This is a genomic window from Bacteroides sp. B1-V-101 (assembly GCF_023656585.1).
GTDB lineage: Bacteria > Bacteroidota > Bacteroidia > Bacteroidales > Bacteroidaceae > Bacteroides > Bacteroides thetaiotaomicron.
Genome location: NZ_JAMOKH010000027.1, coordinates 1 through 20,513 on the forward strand (window position 1 = coordinate 1; position 20,513 = coordinate 20,513).

15 protein-coding genes and 1 pseudogene are annotated in these 20,513 nt (G+C 45.2%); all 16 read right to left on the bottom strand.

Features of this window, described 5'->3' with window-relative positions:
* Positions 1–340: 340 nt before the first annotated feature.
* Positions 341–3,937, bottom strand: coding sequence for a beta-sandwich domain-containing protein (locus tag NBH01_RS18085; protein WP_374692573.1), 3,597 nt, complete (start codon positions 3,935–3,937; stop codon positions 341–343).
* A 595-nt stretch (positions 3,938–4,532) separates the two neighbouring features.
* Positions 4,533–5,207, bottom strand: coding sequence for a glycosyltransferase family 32 protein (locus NBH01_RS18090; RefSeq protein ID WP_234141547.1), 675 nt, complete (start codon positions 5,205–5,207; stop codon positions 4,533–4,535).
* 21 nt (positions 5,208–5,228) lie between these two features.
* Positions 5,229–5,930 (bottom strand): glycosyltransferase family 32 protein, encoded by a 702-nt coding sequence (locus tag NBH01_RS18095; RefSeq protein WP_008766952.1) that lies wholly within the window; start codon positions 5,928–5,930, stop codon positions 5,229–5,231.
* 5 nt (positions 5,931–5,935) lie between these two features.
* Complete coding sequence (locus tag NBH01_RS18100; RefSeq protein ID WP_008766951.1) at positions 5,936–6,736, bottom strand: hypothetical protein; 801 nt, start codon at positions 6,734–6,736, stop codon at positions 5,936–5,938.
* Positions 6,737–6,819: 83 nt separating this feature from the next.
* Complete coding sequence (locus NBH01_RS18105) at positions 6,820–7,764, bottom strand: hypothetical protein (protein ID WP_118337412.1); 945 nt, start codon at positions 7,762–7,764, stop codon at positions 6,820–6,822.
* Positions 7,765–7,847: 83 nt separating this feature from the next.
* Entirely contained in the window at positions 7,848–9,269 is a 1,422-nt protein-coding gene (locus NBH01_RS18110; protein ID WP_008762716.1) for a DUF6734 family protein, read from the bottom strand.
* Positions 9,270–9,516: 247 nt separating this feature from the next.
* Positions 9,517–10,668 (bottom strand): beta-1,2-mannosidase, encoded by a 1,152-nt coding sequence (locus tag NBH01_RS18115; RefSeq protein ID WP_008762717.1) that lies wholly within the window; start codon positions 10,666–10,668, stop codon positions 9,517–9,519.
* A gap of 881 nt (positions 10,669–11,549) precedes the next feature.
* The gene (locus tag NBH01_RS18120; RefSeq protein WP_229532295.1) at positions 11,550–11,798 is read right to left on the bottom strand and encodes a hypothetical protein; all 249 of its coding nucleotides are present in this window, start codon (positions 11,796–11,798) and stop codon (positions 11,550–11,552) included.
* A gap of 18 nt (positions 11,799–11,816) precedes the next feature.
* On the bottom strand, positions 11,817–12,485 hold the full coding sequence (locus NBH01_RS18125; protein WP_117589461.1) for a hypothetical protein: 669 nt from the start codon (positions 12,483–12,485) through the stop codon (positions 11,817–11,819).
* 339 nt (positions 12,486–12,824) lie between these two features.
* On the bottom strand, positions 12,825–14,192 hold the full coding sequence (mobV, locus tag NBH01_RS18130; protein WP_117589462.1) for a MobV family relaxase: 1,368 nt from the start codon (positions 14,190–14,192) through the stop codon (positions 12,825–12,827).
* A gap of 186 nt (positions 14,193–14,378) precedes the next feature.
* On the bottom strand, positions 14,379–15,341 hold the full coding sequence (locus NBH01_RS18135; protein ID WP_117589463.1) for a DUF8464 domain-containing protein: 963 nt from the start codon (positions 15,339–15,341) through the stop codon (positions 14,379–14,381).
* 209 nt (positions 15,342–15,550) lie between these two features.
* Positions 15,551–16,627 (bottom strand): AAA family ATPase, encoded by a 1,077-nt coding sequence (locus NBH01_RS18140; RefSeq protein ID WP_117616358.1) that lies wholly within the window; start codon positions 16,625–16,627, stop codon positions 15,551–15,553.
* Positions 16,617–16,970, bottom strand: a complete 354-nt coding sequence (locus NBH01_RS18145; protein WP_016277254.1) for a helix-turn-helix domain-containing protein — start codon at positions 16,968–16,970, stop codon at positions 16,617–16,619. The genes NBH01_RS18140 and NBH01_RS18145 overlap by 11 nt, the downstream gene beginning before the upstream one ends.
* Before the next feature lie 257 nt (positions 16,971–17,227).
* Entirely contained in the window at positions 17,228–17,632 is a 405-nt protein-coding gene (locus tag NBH01_RS18150; RefSeq protein ID WP_117589464.1) for a hypothetical protein, read from the bottom strand.
* Between the two features lie 2 nt (positions 17,633–17,634).
* On the bottom strand, positions 17,635–18,867 hold the full coding sequence (locus NBH01_RS18155) for a site-specific integrase (protein ID WP_250700209.1): 1,233 nt from the start codon (positions 18,865–18,867) through the stop codon (positions 17,635–17,637).
* Between the two features lie 220 nt (positions 18,868–19,087).
* A pseudogene (locus NBH01_RS18160) lies at positions 19,088–20,410 on the bottom strand (glycoside hydrolase family 125 protein); the annotation flags it as partial.
* Positions 20,411–20,513 lie beyond the last annotated feature (103 nt).

The window sequence follows — 20,513 nt, forward strand, 5'->3', positions numbered from 1 at the left end:
CTGATTCAGCCTATAGTCATTTAAGACTAGTGTCAAAGTTAGTTCACTGCAACTCTACTTTTCAAATATACACTTATATTTTGTTGTGATATTTAATACTGCAAATGTAAATGTGTCAAAAGTCAGTAGTAACTAAATTCCCCTCCTTCAGGAAGGAGGTGGCTGAAAGCCGGGGTAGTAGGTATACTGCATGGTTGAATATCAATAGCTTATGTGTTCACCTACCACCTCCCCCTACGGGTACTCCTCCTTCCTGAAGGAGGAGGGTTTAGTTACTTTTGACTTTTGATACGCCTTCTTTTTGTTTGTGAGATATTACTTCTGTTTTATTTTCGGTTTATCAATAAACCTCCAGCTCGTAGATTCTTGCAGCCTTCAGACTGTTGTTTTGTGTAGATTGTGTAACCAGCAGTCTGACGTAACGTACCGAAGTCGGCTTAAACTGGCGAACTACCGTGTTTTTCTTGTTATCACTCAGTTCATCAATCGTTTTCCATTCTTCGTCCGAACTGTTTCTGCCTTGTAAGAAGCAGGTATGAGTGATAAAGACGCTGCCTTCATTTCCGGCATTTACCAACTTCCATCCACGGATCGTCTGTTCCTTTCCGAAGTCGAAGTCAATGTAGTTGGGAGCCGTGCTTGTATCACACCATTTCGTCTTCACATCACCGTCTACGGCATATCTTGCAACTTCTTTTTCGTTGGTTTCACCGGAACATTTGATTAGTTTGGCTTGTTTCAACAGGTTTGTTTTAGTCGTCGCTTCTTCTCCATTGTCTGCTTTCAAGGCTGTGCGGAACAATTCCGAGGCCGGAGTTACTGCCGGATACTTCTCATTAACCAGCGTTGCGGCAAATAATACGATATCTGCATGATCCGGTAAAGTAACCGTAGTCGCTCCTTTAGGAATATCCATGCCAAACTTGAACATATACGTAAACTCATAAGCCTCATCTTTGTCAGAAGCATGACGGTGAGTGCCGACATAAGCGATTTCTGCATCTTTCAGGAAGCCTTCCGTATGTCCCAGATGCTCCCACTGACCGATAAAACCGGTATAGGAAGGTACGGTGATTTCCTGTGAGTTGTTACCGGTGCTGAAGGTAGCAACTGCATCTTCACCGGCAGAGGCTGCCAGGAAATAGATACGGTTGTAAGAATGTCCGGTTGGCAACTGAAGTACATTGCCTTTGCAAGTCAAACCATTGGCAATTTCTTTCTCTCCCAAGCGGAAAGGAATGCCGTCGGCTTTCAGGATGGAGTCGGGGAGAAGTTCTGCTGCATAGCTGTTGCCCGATTCGAAGTTTCCTTCTTTGCGGAAAGCATTCCAGCTGAAACATCTGCGATCATAGTCCAAAGGCAGATAAGCGTATGCCGGAGCTTGAAGATCAGCTTTTTTCTTCAGCTTCACTTTAAATGTCTGTATGCTGTAGGGAGCGATGGATACATTCAGCTGGTTCTTGTTGAAGTCAGCGCTGCCGATCTCTTTTTCCGTACCGTCTGCAAGTACTGCCTTCTCTATTTCACCGGCGAAGGTGATGGCTGCCTGTTGCGGAGCTGCGCCTCCTGTTTCATATACACGTACTACATATTCATCGGATACTTCCGCTTTTTTCAGCGCTTTGATAACGACTTGATCGTTGCTTGAACGCACAAAAGCAAATTCCTTACCTAGTGTTCCGGTATGTTTCGGACTGCTGAAGGCTTTGATCGGTTGATTCAGAATTTCAGCTTTGATGGCGGTGGCGGGTTTGTCAAGTGCTCCGTCATGTCCTGTGAGGCTATAAGTAAATGTATGGAAGCCGAAATCCTGGCGATCCTGATAAGCGTAATTCCCTTTTGTTTCCGGTGTATGGAGAAGAGTCAGACGGACGGTATTGTTATCTGGTTTATCCCATCCATATTTACTGTCATTCAGGATCGATACGCCGTAGCTGTTGTTCTTATCGGTCAGGTCTGCCCATTGCTGCGCATATACTTCGTAAGCGGTCTGTACATTATTACCTCTTTCCACGCTGCCGATTCCCAGATCGTAAGTAGCCTTTTCATTTTCTATATTCAGAGGAAACTCTGCTTTCAGCAGTGTGTTTGTTGACTGCCAGTCTATTTCGTTATAGAAATCTATGCGGTCGGCACGGCTGCCTTCGTAGAGGCGGATGTATTGCTTGAAGAGCGATTTGCCATGCTTCTTCTCAATGCAGAGTGCTTTACGGAGTGCGCCGTTTTCCACTAAAGTGATCTTTGCACCGTCTGTGATGGAGACAGGTTCACGGTCGATGGTCTCTTTCAGGATTTCCCATGCAGGCCATGCGTACGACTTGTTTTCGGTGAAGAGTGCCAGGCGAATCGCTTTTCCGTCTTTTACGAGTTCTTTGTTGTTGCGCTTGTCGGTCAGTGAGATGATATCTCCGTTTTTATCCAGTGTGATTTTGTAGACGGAGTTTTCGATGGCTGAGGCTGCTGAAGGAGAGATCGTTTTTTCAGATCCTCCGGTGCGGACATCGTACACTGCATAACTGTTTGCGGGCAGTGACGCTGCAACCAGGATGTGAGCACGTCCGTTCTCGTAACCGATCATTTGCGAAGCGACTTTCTTGCCTTGTGCATTGTATACAGTGAAGCCTTTCGGGGCTTTAGGCTGTTCGAGGATGATCTCTGTCAAGTCCGATACAGGGAAAGCGTTTGCATTATAAAGAACGACAGGCGTTCCTTTCACGCGTGTATCCATCTGTCCGGCAATGGCGTTGACGGAAGAAGTCAGTACTTGTGAGAATTGTTTCAGAGAGATCAGTTCATCGTTCCATGAGAACTCATAGGCACGGGGGATACTCGTTCCCGTCAGGTCATCATGGAATTGATGGAAGATGAAACGTTTCCATGCCTCCGTCAGCGTGTGTTGCGGATAGCTGGCGGTACCCAGCCATTCGGCAGCGACCGCCGCTCTTTCTGCTGCATCGCCCAACTGTTCGTTTTGTCGGTTGTACAGCTTCATGGCTGCCTGCGAAGTGTAGCAACCTGTTCCGTGAACATCCATCAATAACTCTCCGTCAAATACCGGTAGTTCCGGGTGATTGTTGAACGGCAGATAATCTTTGAACAACTGATCGCTGGTAGCACTGATCACCTCTACCGGGCCATCACCTTTGATTCCCTGTTCTACAGAACGTACCGAACCCAGAGTAGGAGAGCCACCGATATCCCCTGTTCCATAATAGCGGTAGACCGTATTGAGCGGAGTACGTTGGGCTAATTTTTCCAGATCTTTATTCTTCGAGAGATCTTCGTTGTTCCATTTGCGTCCGTAGTCATATCCGTGGGCTAGCATTACTTGTTTGCCGTCAATGCCCTTCCAGAGTCCGATGGTAAACGGATGCTTGCTCTTTCCATAGAAGGGATGATTACGCCAGTCCAGCTTCTGTGAAGAGAAGCCGATCAGTCCGCAGTGTGCGGCAATGGTGGGAAGCGTCCATCCGAATCCGAAGCAGTCCGGCAGGAAGATATCCGTTCCTTCTTTTCCGAACTCTTGCCGGTAGTACGTCTGTCCGAGCATGATGTTACGGATGGAGGCTTCGACGGAAGGAACCAACACATCACTTGCTTCCCAGCTACTTCCGGCGATATGCCAGCGGCCTTCCTCGATGAATTTCTTCATCTCTTCATACTGTTCGGGATAGTATTCCTTCATCCACGCATACTTCACTCCCCCTTCAAAGTTGAAAACGTATTCGGGATATTTCTTTAGCAGAAATAAGTTCTGACTAATGGTATTCCAGACATATTCGTTGATTGTTGTCTGGATGTCCCAGTTCCACTGGGTGTCGAGGTGGGCGTCCGACACCATATAGGCTTTCACCTTTTTCTTCGCGGTGTCATCTTGTGCATAGCTTCCTCCTGCTAAGGCAAGGGCGAGGGCTACGGCAATTACTTTTTTGTTCATCATGGTTTATTTTTAACAAGTTTAGTAGTTTACAAATTTATACAAAACTAATGGAATTAATTCTATTAGGGTTTAGAATAGTACTTCTTTATGGAAATGGCACGGATATTTACCTTTTTGGCACCACTTTACATCTAGAAAGTATTCTTGTCCGGTTCGGGCTGCATCTTGTCAGTCATAAAGAATGATTGCTCAAGAAGCTTTTTGTCATTCAAAACGTGTCCAAATATAGCGGATTTCGAATGATTAGCTGTCCTTTGTAGTGCCAATATGTAGGCAAATATATTTTGTCTGTTCAGAGTACTCTATGGATAATTAGGGTATAAGATAAGTAGCTGATTATCATTCTATAATATATGTTTGTGAACAATGAAAGTACAGCAGGTGTCGGCAATGACAAACCAGTATCAATACTCTCTGACCATTTTATCTTATCATGTTTTTTAGATGTTGCGGTAATAACTCCCATGATATGCTCTCCATTTGTTTCCCAGTCATTACGTTTATTGCAGTTGATGTAGAAAAGAAATTTACAATGATTCTTTTAGTGTTTGTTGATAAAATAGCTTTTCTTGCATAACTTGGTTATATAAACTCAAATTCCCGTTCTCCATGTCCCGGCATGCAGATGAGCTGCATAATCTCCAAAGTGGCATGAGATTTCATTGTGATAAGGTTGCCTGCACCTTTTATCTGTATTTCTTAGTAATGTGATGTCTGTATACATTCCATAGTTATCCCAATATGTGTCTGTTAGTAGGCCGGGACCTGTTATGTCTAAAATCTCCTGTTGCGATTTTAAGATTATTGTGGCTCTTTCTGCCATTTCATCCATTATTCTGTGTAAAAAAGGATGTTTAGGGATTCCACCGAACATATAGTTGGCTATTCGAAGTCGATATCTTAAATTCAAGGCTTCTTGCTCTGCCTGGCAGACAATTTTCTCTTCTCCTAAAACCAAATTATACTTTCTCAACTCATCAAGTGGCTTTAAACTTAACATATCTAAATCCATATAGAATCCTCCATAGAGGTATACAAGGGCTAATCTTAAGAAGTCTGCTTTTTGTACATTGTGATAGAATGCATTATAGGATTCGATGTATTCAGGTAAATCTTGATTTAATATATCCTGTGCATCATCCTTATTATATAGGCGGATATTCCAGTCCGGATGATTGACTTGTATTTCTTGTTTGCATTTCTCGAATAGTTCGGGGAACGGTTCATCTTTGCGTAGAAAGATAAGGTGTATATTCTTTGGGATCATTATTTATTTTATTTTTAAAGGTTACTTACCAAACCAGGTACCAAAGAAATAGTGTATGGCATGAGCCTGATTGATACGCTCTTCCATTTCTTTAGGAATCTGGTTGTTTTTTATTTTCTCTACCTCCCATTGTCCGATAGGATATATTGTCTTTGATTCGAGGATACGTATGTCTTCTTTATGTGGAAATGCGTTGAATGCATGCGTTAGCAAGAAAGGGCCTGTGGAATCCAGTATATCAAATCCGTTATTAACAACTTTCCCACCGGAATGATTGATTAACCTTTGGCATACAAAGTTGATAAAATCATTATCGGGTGTTGACGCCATGAAAGCGTTGCAAATGATATATTCAAAACCAAAGCGTTTAGCATGCCAGTCGGGTTCCTTACCTACGATAAAATCCGATCCTTCTAGTAAGAACTCAATATTTTCGAGGCACTCGAAATCCATGTCTACGTACAATCCTCCATAAACTTTCAAGAGAAGATAGCGTATAGCGTCTGCTCTTTGTATGTTACAAGGATATGTATCATACTTCTCCAGGAAATCAGGGAAATGTTTGCAGACAAATTCCCTGTTCATTTCATCTGTCCATAGGATATATTCCCAATTCGGGAGATATTCTTTCCATGTTTGTGGCAGTTGGTCAAGAGGAGAAGGTACATCTTTTGTTTTCCATGTTTGGTGGATAATTCGTGGGATTCTTAAACTGTTTTTCATAGTCTTTATTGTTGAAATATTTTCTTTTCTTTAATATTTTCTCTTCTATATCGAATGAGGGTTTCATTGCTCTTCAACATGTCCGGAGTGTAGATTTGCGGTTGATAATATGCCTCTTCCAGTTTTTTAAACTTTCCATCCGGCATTATCTGATATTTAGTATCTATACGTTGCCCTTTCAGGTTATCTAGGTGTATAAAATTTCTTTTTATACTATCGAACTGAATGATGTAATTATTTTCAGGAAAGTTCAACTGTTGAACATTCACCGTAAAATCTTTATTGATTTGTGCTTCCATGGTTCTAGCTTTGCTGCATGTTCCAGGCCATTCACAAATGGGAATGTAGTCAATGATTGCTCCTGCAAAATTGAATGTAACTAACCAATGTTTATCCATATCGTGAAGAGCTGACCAAGTTCTGACTATTCCCATGATATATTTTCCATTAGTATCTTCAATGAGAGAAAGAACTGTTTCAATGGGAGGTCTCTTGTCTCTTTTGTCAAGATTAGCATAGAATGGAGAATTGCTTATTCTATAAGATGTACCTTGAGTTACTGCTCTCGTATGTTCAAAATCATCACGAGAGATACTGTTGTTGTCTTGGTAAACAAAGAATGAAATATCATAATTGATGGGTAGCTTTAGGAACTCATTTTTTGAAAAAACATAGAATACACGTTGCAAGTTCTTTTCTTTTATATCCGATAGCTTCACTAAAGAAGTGACTTTGTAGCTGTTTTGGCCATACATAGATAGTCCGCTTGCCATTATTAATATAATTAAAATTGCTACTTTTTTCATGGTTGATTATTATTTATAGATGATGATAGAGTCCACGGTAAAAGTGGACTCTATCGTTTCGTTCTAGGTTATACATTTTTATATTATAAAGATGTTGTATCATATTTCCCACCGTCGTTGGGTCTTACTTGAGTTACAGTATAATATCTGTTAGCAACCTTTGTGCTTCCCTCTAGCTTTAAATTTTCAGTTTTGTAGTAAAGGCGATTAATGTTGCTACATCCATCATCAGAGTTGGAAGTTGCATTATCCATAAATGTATAGTAATACTGTTGTCGTGAAGTATCATATCCTCTTCCTGTAACTACAATAAAATGGTCTGTACCGTCGATGTTTGGATTTAAATCGAGATCATAATCAACTCCTACTATGATAACTCGTTTTGCATTGAGATGTTTATCGATACATTCAATTGCATTTTTGTTGTTTTGAGCTGGATCATTTCCCCAGTTTGTTAATAATCCATTTGCAGAATCAACTAGCTTAAAAACATTTAAGCTACTTCCGTAATTGGATAATCCATATTTTTTTAGTGTTTCTTTGCAAAGACTTAAGCAATTAGCTCCTTCTCTCCAACCAACAAACCTACTTTTGTCCATTAATTCTATTGGATCTTTGGGAACGGGTTTGTCTCCACCTCCAGGTTTCGGACCATCACCGCTAGTTCCTCCACCGCTAGTTCCTCCACCACTAGTTCCACCACCAGTCCACCCGCTACCACTTCCCCAATCTCCACTTCCCCAGTGTCCGCTTCCCCAATACTCGCCAGAACCACTACCGCTGCCGGAACCACTACCGGAACCGAAACCTGATCCGCTACCGTAGATAGTTACGTCCGGTGTCATCCATCCAATGCCACATACATAGACGGTGGTATCTAAGGCTCCTTGGGCATTAAGCCGTTGATAAACTTCTTCTGTCATGCAATCATTGGGACCTGTACCTGCCCCTGAATTGTAACTGGAGATCAATATGGTTTGGTTGATCCCTCTTAATTTTAATTTCTCCGCTTTACTTTTCTTTTCCATAATACATGATAATTTTAGTGTTTATAAATAAAGTCGTTTCTTTTGGATGCATAGATAAGTTTATACACTTGTTTAAGTTGAAATCAATTGATACATATCACCCCATGATAAAGAAGATATTCTACTTCCGTCAGAATTAATTTGTAAGTTTGTTCTTTATCTTTGCTGATTTCAGATGAAAAACAAGGTAGCAATTCGTTGAACAGACATTCAAATGTCTTCTCTTCTTCTATGAGAATCAGAATATTATAACATAAATCGTTAATAAGCACTTCTTTAAAACCCTCATATAGCAGACATGGAATGCATACTATATCAAAGTGGTCTGAATGGCACTCTTTGTTTATACGTTCTTTAAGCAGTTTTTTTGCTTCTGTCGGCCAGGGTTCCGGAATTTCGTAAATGGATAGGTAGGGATTTCTATTAATAGTAAATATGGCTTGTTCCTCTTTTCCGGCATTTAGAAACATGAAATAGGAAGATGAGCATTTCTCCCAATCATACAGATCGGTATAAGATAGCTTTTCCCATTTTTTGGACAAAGAATGAAGATAATCTTGATAGGATGCAATACACATTTGTACACTCAAATCGGGGAAGGTAGTATTTTTAGCCTTGTTTTGCATTCGCTTATGATTATTCGCGAACAATTCTACTACTCTATTGTAATAGTCAGGATATTTATTTAATAGAGTTTTGCTAAGTAAATCACAAATCCGTTGGTTCTTTTTATGTCCGCCGATGATATGTAATAGTTTGGCTTTGTCGTATAGATAAAAATTACAGAAATCATCATAAATGTATCCATTGTCACGAACGCTGTGATCAAGGACTGTTGCCACAGGTTTGTTATAACTGTTTGACTGGGCATAAAACAATATTTGTTCAAAGAGGATATTGTTATTTATGTGAATATCTTTGCTGTTTATATCATTTAAATGGTTTGATTCGATAAAGTTAAATGCAGTCCGGCAGTATTCAGCTATAAACTCCAAGTCATTTCCTCCGATAATTCCTGCATTATATGACATGATAGAGTCTTTTTCTAATTCTTTTTTTAGGAAGGATGGCATTAATAAATCTTTTTGTAGAATATGATTCATCATACTTTTATAATAACTGCTTCCTATTTCTTTGTTCTGAGCAATCAATTCACTCATCTCTATGGTGTTGTCTAGTTTATTAGGCAAATATACATCTCCGTCTACATGTATGAAGGGTTCTTTTTGGAGTGAATAGGTTAATAACTTGGGATATGCCCAATGAGGTTCAGGGCAAGTTAGATTGTCGTATTGAATGATGATATCTGTATACGGTAGTTTCAATTGTTCGGCAAAGATTTCATATCCATGGGAATCGGTATATAAAACGATATTTTGATAGTTGTCTTTTAAAGAAAGACAACTTAATGCCCATGACATTAAATGGTATTGTGGATTCATCCATCCAAAACTATTGTCTAACAATGAATTATTTCCATGCCAAAAGGTTTGTACTATTTTCATAACTATTGATTTGTTGTGTGTTATTTCTATAGTGATAAAATTAGTAATAATGTGGAGGAAAAGGTCCTTCAGATAGGGCTAATTCGCATGGTTGGCGCAAATGTTTACTTTTTTGGCAGTGAAATATGTTTTTTGTGCATCAATCTTGATAAATATAAGAACTGCAAGGATCAGCACAACCTCTGTTCATTCAGAATTGTGTAATCCTTGCAGTTTTATTTATGTCGGGTAGAAAGAAACAGTTTGTTTAGGGCAGCGGATCTGCGGCAGCAGGTTTCTTCGGATTGTAGATAGCCATACCCACCTTGGAATCTGCGCAACCATAATACAGATACCATTTATCCTTATAATAAACCATCCCTTCGATGAACACCGTTCCGTCTACATACTGCCCGCTCTTTTCGAAACTATCCATCGGGCGGAAGAACGGTTCGTCGAGACGGGTGATGAAACGGGTCGGGTCATTGGCGTCGAAGAGGGCTTGTCCGGCAGCGTAAACATTGGCGGTATAGCGTTTGTCGCCTCTGCTTGCACTGTTTTTACCATTATACAGAAGTACGATTCCCTTTGGAGTATAAATAGCTGGAGGACCGCATTCCGTCAGCTGGCTGTCGAAGTGTCCGTCACGGGGTGAAAACAGTTTTCTCAGCGAGCCGTCCGTATTTACGTATGGAGTCCAGTTGACTAAATCTTCGGAAGTGGCGGCAAACACATGTTCCTCTCCCCAATACATGAAGTATTTTCCGTCGATTTTCTTGATCACCTGTTTCCCATTGACAACTTCGGTCAGAATGGAGCCGGACTTGCATCCTAAATTGAAGAACTTGCCGTCATACGCTTTGGCAAAAGCGGGACCGTGCTTTGTCCAGTCTTTCAGATTGCGTGAAGTGGCTATTGCCAGACGCGGAATGTGGCGGTTCCATTGCGTATAGGTCATCACATACAGTCCTTCTGCTGTGACGGCGATACGCGGGTCTTCGCATCCGCCCGGCCATTCCAGTTTCTTTTGAGTATCGTTATCCGGATAAAATACCGGAGTCTTTTCCCGCTTGAAGTGAATACCGTCACTCGAAGTGGCGTATCCGAGACGTGAGGTACGGTGACCGATACCGACACCGGATTTATCTTCTGCCCGATACAGCACGACAATCTTGCCGTCATGCAGGGTAGCCGCCGGATTGAAAGTGTCATTGGATTCCCATGCAACGTAATCCTGTGTCATCGGACAATAGAATTTCGTGTTCTCTATAGGAGATATCACCGGATTAGCTCCCTGTGGTCGTTCGAAGCCTCCGAATGCCCAATCGGGTAATACGTTCTTTTTGTCGTTGGAAGGTTGTCCCAAGGCGGTACAAGTCATCATGGTTGTAGTAACCAGAAATAAAAAGGTTGATTTCATATTATATAATTATTATTGGGGGAGTATATACTCTCTACATATAAATTAAAAAATAAAGATTTGCTGTCATCTGTCACATAAATGGGGGCAAATGAATGATTATGTGATTGTTATGAGGTGACGGCAAGGTGTGATAGCAGAGTGACAGTAGTTTTGCTGTCACTGTGGCATCGCGGAGACGCTTACGGCGAAGAAGGTCGGTTTCTGCGCCTTGATACCAAAGTTTCGTCGGTGAGAAACTAAAGTTTCATCGGTGAGAAACTGTGGTTTCATGAGTGAGAAACTTTAGTTCCAGCAGCTTGAAACTCTAGTTTCGGCAGCTTGAAACTTTAGTTCCAAAGGCATGAGAACTCTTGTTTCATACAGTGAAACGATTGGTTCCAAAGCATGGAACTATCGGTTTCACCGTATGAAGCAGTTATCACAATGTTAAATATAAAACGTTTAAATTTATAATCTAACATATTAATAATCAATATTTTACAAAGCAATTTAATCAAACTTATTTATATGTATACATACGATTTGCATACAAAAACACCGGATTCAAGAAAGCAAATACGCAAAAATACGAATTTTGAAATGAAAAATAGTAAGCCCTTTTTAGCACTATTTTCTTCCGTTTGTACTAATGTGAATAAAATGTGTATTGATTAAAAGTAATAATATTATTTTAGATTTTCAGCGATTTGATACAATCATTTGAGGAATAAACATTTAGCAGAGTATTTGAGTAGTATGAAGTAACGAATTGGCAACCGTTCCATTTTCTGCGATCTGTAATGCAATGCTGTCACATAACTCTCTGTAAATTTAAAAGTAGCCATTTTTTTGTACAATCAAAAAAATGGCTACTTTTAAATTTTCAAATGTAATAAATGCTATAAAGTAGTTTGTGAAAAATCCAAATGGTAAGAAACCTTATCTCCTTTTTCTTTAAAAAAATCACCTACACAGATAAGTTCAGGAATATCTGTTGTCCAAAAAGCTACAGAAGTCATTGATTGAGAGGAAAAATCTATTGTTTCCAACAGTTTATCTGCTTCTTTTTCGCATAACATTTTTAGTTCATCAAAACTATCAGTTGTTTTTCCACACTTAACGGAAAATCCTTGATTTAAGTTATTCATATTCATTGCTATTATTTGTTATAAGTCTTCGCCATTTGCACGATTGTATTCGTTATCATAAAACATTGTAATATAATATTTCCCATAATAGTCTGAAATCATAAACCAAACAGGGCGTTTTGACCAATCTTCCATTAAATATTCAGTCGAGAGTTTTATAATCTCTGACTGGGTTTCTTCGGTCGGATTTGCTAATTGCTCCTCTGTATATTTGGATAATAGGACAGATCGTAATTTTTCTCTAACGGTAACAGTATCTGTTGGCTGTTGATAAAAAACGGCTTCATATCGTTTCTTGTGAACACTTATTTCATAGGAGATGTCTTCGTCTTCGGGTATTGTATAGTCTTGTAAAGATACATATTTGGGATTATGTGCAAATTGTTCGCAGAGTCTATTGAACCTTATTTGAATAGCCCGTTCATCAACATTATTGGCATCAGCTACCATGATGCGGCAAACTTTGTTATTATTCGTCACTACAAAAACATTAACGTTTGCGCCATTAAATTCTCCTACTAAAGCTTCTGACATAGGATCATTCTGATAACCTTTTTCTTTTAGCTTGCGTACCATTTCTTTCTTGTTCCCATCAATAGGAATTCCAAGAAATTGGGTAACATCTTGTTGCGCATGTACGACTATTGAAAACATAAGCAACATCGTAATTGATAGTATTTTTTTCATATTACCAAGTTTTTTGTTCCCCAGTTACCATAAGAACCTTTACTAAACCACGAAGCGTGGAACTGCAATGCCACGTCTAAATTGAAGGTCGTAGGAAAACCCGTAGTACAGATATGGATATAGCAGCCCACGCTATAGCGTGAGAACCACTATGCAATCCCTTGTACTACATTTGAAAATTTCCTACGTTTTCAATTTACAAGATACGCATAACGCTTCTTCAAATTCTAAAATGTCTTGGAGGGAGTTGCTCTCTCCAAATGCAAAAATATGAAAAATGCAGGAAGCGCAATAATATTTCCTGCATTTTTTATGTTGGCACATAAGTATTTATAATCGTTACAGTTTGAATCCCTTGTTTTTCCGTTGCGGTTGCTGTATCGTTGGCCGTATTCGTCGGAGCAGCCTCTCGAACTGCTCCCTGAACCAGTCGAGGATGTTCTTCCCGTTGATGCGCAGGACAAAGCGTTTCCCTCTCTCTCCCTGCTCTATTCCCATCTGCGCAGTGGCACCTGTCACGGAGAGGGCTCTCTTGTGTTCCTCGGAGTAAAGGTTCCCGCTGTACTCCAACGGCTGGAACGTGAAAAGCCGGTCCGTCTGCTCGGGTGTGAAGCCTGCCGAATGGCAGTACCTCTCCATGCGCATCGCGTCGGCGAAAAGAGGAAACCAGCCGCACGCACGCTCCGTCCATTTTTGCAGATATGCCGTCCGCTCCCTTTCCCTTTCCAGTTTTTGGATGTAGTCGGTCTGCACCGTGGCAAGTTCCCTGCCGTGCTGTGCCCGCTGCCGTTGCAGACTGGCCTGCAAGTCCTCTATGCTCTCTTCACGGGCGGCTATTTCGTTTTGCAAGCTGCGGTTGTCCGCCTCCAGCTCCCTGATTTTCCCACTGCCCAAAAGAGAACCCACCTTCGCCATGATGGCGGTCTTTGCCTCCACCTTGACCGCCTCCAGCTTTTGCGTGTTGATTTCCTTTCTGGCCGTTTCCAGCCGTTTCTCCGCCTCTTCCTGCTCGGCTTGGAGTTGGCGCACGTTCTCTTCCAGTTCGTCCGTCTGCCGCCTCAAATCGCGGTAATACTGGGCGGTGGAGACATGCCGGGCTTCCGAACCTCTTATCCCGCGTTGCAGGCCGTATTTCACCATGACTCTGGCATAGTCGTCGTGATAGGCAATCAGTTTGGTACGGTTCAACACGTCGTCGGCACACAGCCGGACGGCATTCGCCTTCTTGCGGTAAGTTCGCCCTTCCTCCTTCGGCTTCTTCTGCCCCGCCTTCCTGCGCTCTCCCGTCACTATCGGTACAAGTGTGGCATGTATGTGCGGCGTGTGCTCGTCCATGTGCAGCACCGCCGAGACCACGTTCTCCCGCCCGAAGGTCCTGTACAGCCAGTCCATGCTGTCCCGGCACCAGTCGTCCAGTCTTCCGGCTTTCTCTATTTCCATCATGTCCTCATGTGTTCCTGAGAGCATGACACGGATGGCGCGTACCTGGTCGTGGGTGATTTTCCTTCTGATGCCCGCACTGCTGATGCGGGCCGCAATCGCGTCGTCACGCTCCCTGATGCCTTCGGGCATCCGGACGAGCTCGCGGTTCAGGTGCGTGCGCGTGGGGTCGACGTTCGGTGCTATCACCCTGCGCTCGATATGGTCGGACATCCGGCTGTCGGATGCCCCCTTCGCTTTTCTGAAATCGAGTGAGAAATATCCCATTGTAAAGTCTTTTTAGGTTTGACAATTCCGCCTGCCGTGCGGATATGCCTCACGGCGAACGGGGTGTGCAGAGGGGCCGGCCCCTCGCCTCAATAGGGCGTTTTTAGCTGCGCTTGCGCTGCGTGAAGAAAACGCCCTATTGAGCTATGGCTTTTCACTGTGCAAAAAGCCTGCGGGATGCGTGGGTTACATTCCGATGCCCTTCCCCTTTTTCTTGCCCGGCTGCTGCACCCACTGTACTTGCTTTGCCTGCTGTACCGGGTTCACCTGCTGTGACAACTTTTTTCCGTTCAGGTAGTCGTTCAGGTCCTTGTACCCGCTGTACACAGGTGATGCGTCGCGGACACGCGAACCGTACTCTCTTTGGATTTCGCGCAGGGCTTCCAGCCCGGCGCGGTCGTTGTCAAGGAAGCAGTGTATCCGCTCATAATTCCCCAGCAGCCGCAGGGCTTTGGAAAGATTGGAAACCGAGTTCAGCACGATATAGTCCTGTCCGTCAAGGGCGGGGCGGTCGGGATGCCCCGCCTGCCGCAGCGTGAGAAAGGAGAGGTAGTCCATGAAACCTTCGAAGAGGCAGCAGGTTTCCCCCGGTTCCGTTTGCCGTATGTGAGTGATGTCTTTCGGGGCTATGCAGCCCTTGAAGAACTTGTTGCGTATCTCGTAGCCTCCCGAACGGTTGGGAAAACCGACGGCAAAGTAGGGTTTGCCGTCGGTCAGATAGTGCACCTCCCTGCATTCTCTTTTTGCCAGTTCCGTATTTATCCCCCTTTCCCGCAGATAGGAGAATAAGGCGGGGGAAGAAAGCGGCATTACTTCCAACTGCCGGAAACTTGGTTGTGATAATGTCTGCCCGCCAAAAGAGAAGGAGACGGGGCGCACGTGCGGTGCCTGCCTTGCTATCATTTCCAGAAGGTAGGGCACATGGTCGGATGCGTAGAGTTCCGCCGCTAGTGCGATGATGTTGCCGCCTTTCCCGGTGGCAAAGTCATACCAGAGATTACGTTCGGTGTTCACCTTGAACGAGGCCTCGGTTTCCTCCCTCAACGGTGACTTGTACCATAGGTTGCCGCCCTGCCGTCTTACGGGTGAGTACCCCAGACTGTGCAGGTATTCGGCTATGCTGATTTGTTTCGCTGTCTGAATGTCCATACGTGTGAGTGTTTGAATGAATGACTGTTTTTGTTTTTTCGCCCGCACCTTCTTATATAAGGTACGGCATATACATGGCTTCACTTAAATGCTCGTATATATAGGATACGGGTATTAAGTGAAGCGGTTGCGTGATGTCCGCGCACCGCTTCGCTTTTCCCTTATATATAGGCACCGTGAATAAAGTGAAGCGTTTCTCCGCATCCGGTTTAATAATGGAAATCGGGCATGAAGGTGTATTTCCTGCCGTTCTCCTGCACTATCATCCGCTTGTTGCGCAACGTGATGATGAGCGATACCGCCTTGTGGTGGTTCAGTCTCACGCCGACGGAGGCATAGGCATTTATCAGCGCGTCCTCCAGTTCCTTGTAGCCGTATTCGCTTTTCAGTGCGAATGCCGCCTCCAGCGCGATGCGGTGCTGTTGCTCCGTGATGTGCCTGTACGCGTCGAACGGCTCCTGCTGCGGTCTTCCGGCTTTCCTCCCCTGCGGGGTATAGTTCTCCACCAGTTCGGGAAGTGCCCTGTCATTGATGCGGAAGGCGAACGGCTCGAAGTCCATCGCCCGGATGTGCATGGCCGATACCCGACTGATGTCGGCGTCGCCCTTGTCCTTCTCCACCAGCAGCACCGTCTCGGCCTTGTTGTTCAGTTCCGTGCCGATGTGCCCGCGCGCGTTCTCGTCACCCTTGTTCTGGTGCAGTATTGTGTGGATATGTATCTGGCGGTCGTCCGTCCACTGCATCAGCTTGGAGATGATGCGTGTGGATTCGCCGGGGCTGTTGATGTCGTACACCATGTCGCGGATGCCGTCTATCACGACAAGTCCCAGTTCCGGGGTATTGTAGATGGCCTGCTCCACAGCCGCGATGCGTTCTTTCGGGGTGTACTTGCGCAGGGCGAGAAATTCGAGGTGCTCGCTGTCCCGGTCGGTCGGCAGGCCTGCCATGCGCAGGATGCGTTCCATCACTTTGAGACAATGGTACGGGCTCTGTTCGGTATCAACGTAGAGGATTTTCCGCTTGTCCTTGGGCAGTTCCGCCGAATACAGCAGTACCGTGCCGTTCTTCAACGCCGCCGCGACGATGGCAGAGACGTTGAACGTCTTCTTGCTTTTCGCCTTGCCGATGGACGCGCTGAAATTGCCCAGCGTGCCGACGACAGTGCCGTTCGCCTTCAGTATCTCGGGAGCCTTCTCACATTTCATGCCGATGCTCAGCCGTGAGGCCTGCCAGATGATGATGGCGTTCTCACGGGTCACTTCTTCCATGCGCTCGTTACTTTCCATGGCTGCGGAGTTTTCGGTTTGCGCTTCTGGCGATGGCGAGTGCCGCCTCGCCCTTGTCGTTCACACGTCTTGCGAGGCTTTCGGCCCATACGAGCAGCTCCCTGCGGGAGAACAGCAGTTTGTTTCCGTACTTGCGGAACGGCACATTCCCCTTGGCGGTCAGCTTGTAGAGGCGGGCCTTCGAAATCAGGAACCCGTGCTGTTCGAGTACCCCCACAGCCGCATCCGGCGTGAGGTTGTCGGGTTCGTCCTTCGGCAGGGTGAGCCCTGCCAGTGTCTGCGAGACGCTCTCGCTCACGATTGCCCGGAGTTCCTCGGGCGTGGTAAGAATGATCTGGTTCATTTTCTTCCTTTCTTTTTGGGTGTTTGTACTATGGCTGTCGTCACAGCCGTTCCAACCGGTTGTGGCGCAAAGGAAGAATAAAGGAAAGCGAATATCGAACCGCAAATAACTTAACACGGATATGACTTTTATGGACGTTTCATGACTTTTGGTGACACTGCGTGGGGCGGGTAAAAAGGGAAACGGTGCCATAGGCGGATATAATCTTCCAATGGCACCGTTTTGCACACATATGTCAAGTGATTCGGAATGCACTATTATTTCACATCCTTTAACTTTCCGAGTTGGGAAATGACTTCTTCTATTACGAAATATTTCTCTCCCGGTATCCCGATGTCGGAGCGCGATATGAAGCCCAGCTCCTCCCACCGGGCTATGCTCTGGCGGCTCACGCCCGCCATCTTTGCCAGTACACTCTGGCCTATCATCTCCCTGCCGAGGATGACGGGGTATTTGTACTTGCGGGTGGCATGGCTGAACCTTATGCGTTCGATGACCGCCTCCACATTGTTTATGGTGGGCCGTACCCGCTCCTGTACGCGTATCACGGCCTCCGTTATCTCATATCCGGCAAGCCCGGGATGTCCGGAAAGCTCCTCCCATATGGCACCGAAACATTTGAGGTGCCGTATCTTTATCTCTCTGGTCTTCTTTCTTGGCATGGTCAGTCGAATTTGGTAAGTAACTGCGCGTTCCTCATCCGTTCGTCCCGCTCGAAACTGGCAAGGTAGTTCTCCGTTATGGCAAGGTTGGAGTGCCCCAGACTTTCGGATATGTAGGAGATATTCGTCCCGCTGCGCTTGAGCACGGTGGCGAACGAGTGCCGGGCCGAATACGTGGTCACGGGGGGCAGACCCACCGCCTCGGCTATCCTACCCAATACCTTGTTGCATTTCTGTATGACCGTATCGACAAGGTGCTTGGTGACGAAGCCGTCCTCCTTCCCCGTGGCGAACTTGAAGATGAGCGTGCCGGGGTTTCCGTCGTCGGGGTTACCCCAGCGGTCCATGATTTTCCGCATCTCGGGGGTGAGCACCGCACGTATGGTACGCACTTGCTTGGAAGTATTCATCGTTTTTGCCCTGACAAAACAGATTTCACCTCCCACGATGTTTCCGTAAGTAAGATAGAGCATGTCCCGGAAGTTGATGCCGTTGCAGAGGTAGGAGAAGAACCACATGTCCCGGTAAAGCTCGGTTTCCTCCCTTCCGTCGGTATAGGTGACGAGCCTCTTTATCTGCTCCAGTGTGAGTGCCAGCTTCCTGCCCTCGGCTGAGGGTATCTCGAACCTGTTCCTGCCGAACGGGAAGTGCGCCTCCTTTATTATGCCGTCCGCCTTTGCCCGGTTCATTATCGCCTTGAGCATCTTGAAATAGACGCTGAGCGTGGACTTGCTTTTCTTTTGGCCCGTCCAGAATCTTCCGCAGCGGTTCAGCCAGTCCACCGTGACGGCAGAAAACGGAATGTCTTTCCCTGCAAACTCCTCCACCGCCGTCAGCAGTGCATGATAGCTGCGGTACGTACCCGCCTGCCCGTTACGTTTCAACTCTTCCGTCTTCGCCTTTATCGCGGCGTTCACTGTCGCGGTGGAGCATCTGCCCAGCCGGACACTCAAAAGATCAAACGCGAAATCGCCACGCTCGGCGAGTGCCTCCACCTGCCCCTTGATGATTGAGAAGCTGTTCTCTATGTTCGAGCGTGCCTCCGTGAGCCTGCGGCTCTTGCTTTCCGCAAGGTTCGCCCAATCCTCCTTTGACAGCTCCTGCCCCGTGGAATAGTATTTCTGCCTGCGGTTGTGTATGACTTGTATCTTCACGGGGAACAAGCCGCTTTTCTTCGCCCTGCGTGCGTCCAGTACCGACAGCACCGAAATTCCGTCCTTTGAATACTTGTACATAATCTGCCGTTTTTGATGGTTCTTTACTTGGTCTGTATGCAAATATATGTGCATACGATTTGCATACAAAAATAGAGATTATCGGAAAACGATGCAAATTATTTGGAGAGAAAATTTGCTAAAACGCACTATAATACAGTGATTTGCGTATATAGGTCAAATGGTGGAAAATAAATAAAAATGGGCTTATTTTAACTTATAAGTAAAGATGGAGTAGAGACTACTGAATGCTATTCAGTAAGTCTGCCTTTCCTTCATTGACCAGTTTGAGGATCAGCTCTCCGAACAACGTATTCTGCCATGCAAACCATGCACGGGTAAAGTTTTTCGGGTCGTTTTTGTTGAATGATTCGTGTATGAAGCCGGTACCTGCATCCGTATCCATCAGCATTTTGATGCAAGTTTTGATTTCTGCGTCATTCTGGCTGGTGAAGGCTTTCATCATGATACTCATGGGCCATATCATGTCATATCCGATGTGCGGACCGCCGATACCTTCTCCGGCACTGCCTTTGAAGAAGTAAGGATTGTCTTCGCTCCATACAAACTTGCGGGTATTCTGATAAATCGGATCAGTCACTTTGACGTCGCCCAGATAAGGCAAAGCGATGAGACTCGGCACGTTGGCATCGTCCATCAGTAGCTGATTGCCGAAGCCGTCTACCTCGAAAGCATAAATCTTACCGTATTTCGGATGGTTGCAGACAGCATATTTCTTTAATGCTTTTTCTACTTCATCCGCCAGTGCGGTACATTCTTTGGCCAGCGCCGGTTTCTTGTTCACGGTGTTCAGAATTTCGGCAGCTTTGCGCAAGGAAGTGACGGCGAAGAAGTTGGAAGGAACGAGGAACTGGAAAGTCGTAGCGTCATCCGAAGGGCGGAAAGCGGAAGCAATCAGTCCGACAGGTTTCACCGGATTGCCCCAGCCATCATTGGTCATGGTGTCGAGTGCGCGTTCGGTCTTACGCTGGAATCTGTACGGACCTTTCGCGTCGTCCTTACGCTGCTGTTCCTTGAAAGTCTTCAGCACATTTGCGATGGCTTGCAGCCATTCGTCGGAGAATACGCTGGCATCGCCCGTTGTTTTCCAGTAATGGTATGCCAGGCGGATCGGGTAGCAGAGAGAGTCGATTTCCCATTTGCGTTCGTGAAGTTCCGGTTTCATGTCCGTCAGGTCGCTCATCCATTCGCCTCCTTCGGAGTTCATGTTGAAGGCGTTGGCGTACGGGTCGATATTGATACATTTAAACTGGCGGTTGATGACTCCTGCCAGCATCTTTTTCAGTTCGGGGTCTTTATTGGCAAGCTGCACATACGGCCATACCTGCGCACCGGAGTCGCGGAGCCACATGGCGTGGATGTCTCCGGTGTATACAAAAGTGTCCTCTTTTCCGTCGAAGTGAACGGTAGTGTCCAGTGTGTTCGGGAAGCAGTTCTCGAACATCCATGCCAGTTTCGCATTGGTCAGTAGTTGCTTGATGTGGTCAATCTGCCGTTCCACTTCCTGCGATACGAATAAGCGCTTGGAGGCTTCGGGGCGGTTGGTCTGGTAATTATTGACCCGGGTATTGTCTTGCTGGGTCACAAATTCGCGGTTTTCCATTGCTTGCACGCCGGCAGCGCCCGAAAGTGCTGCGCAGAGGCAA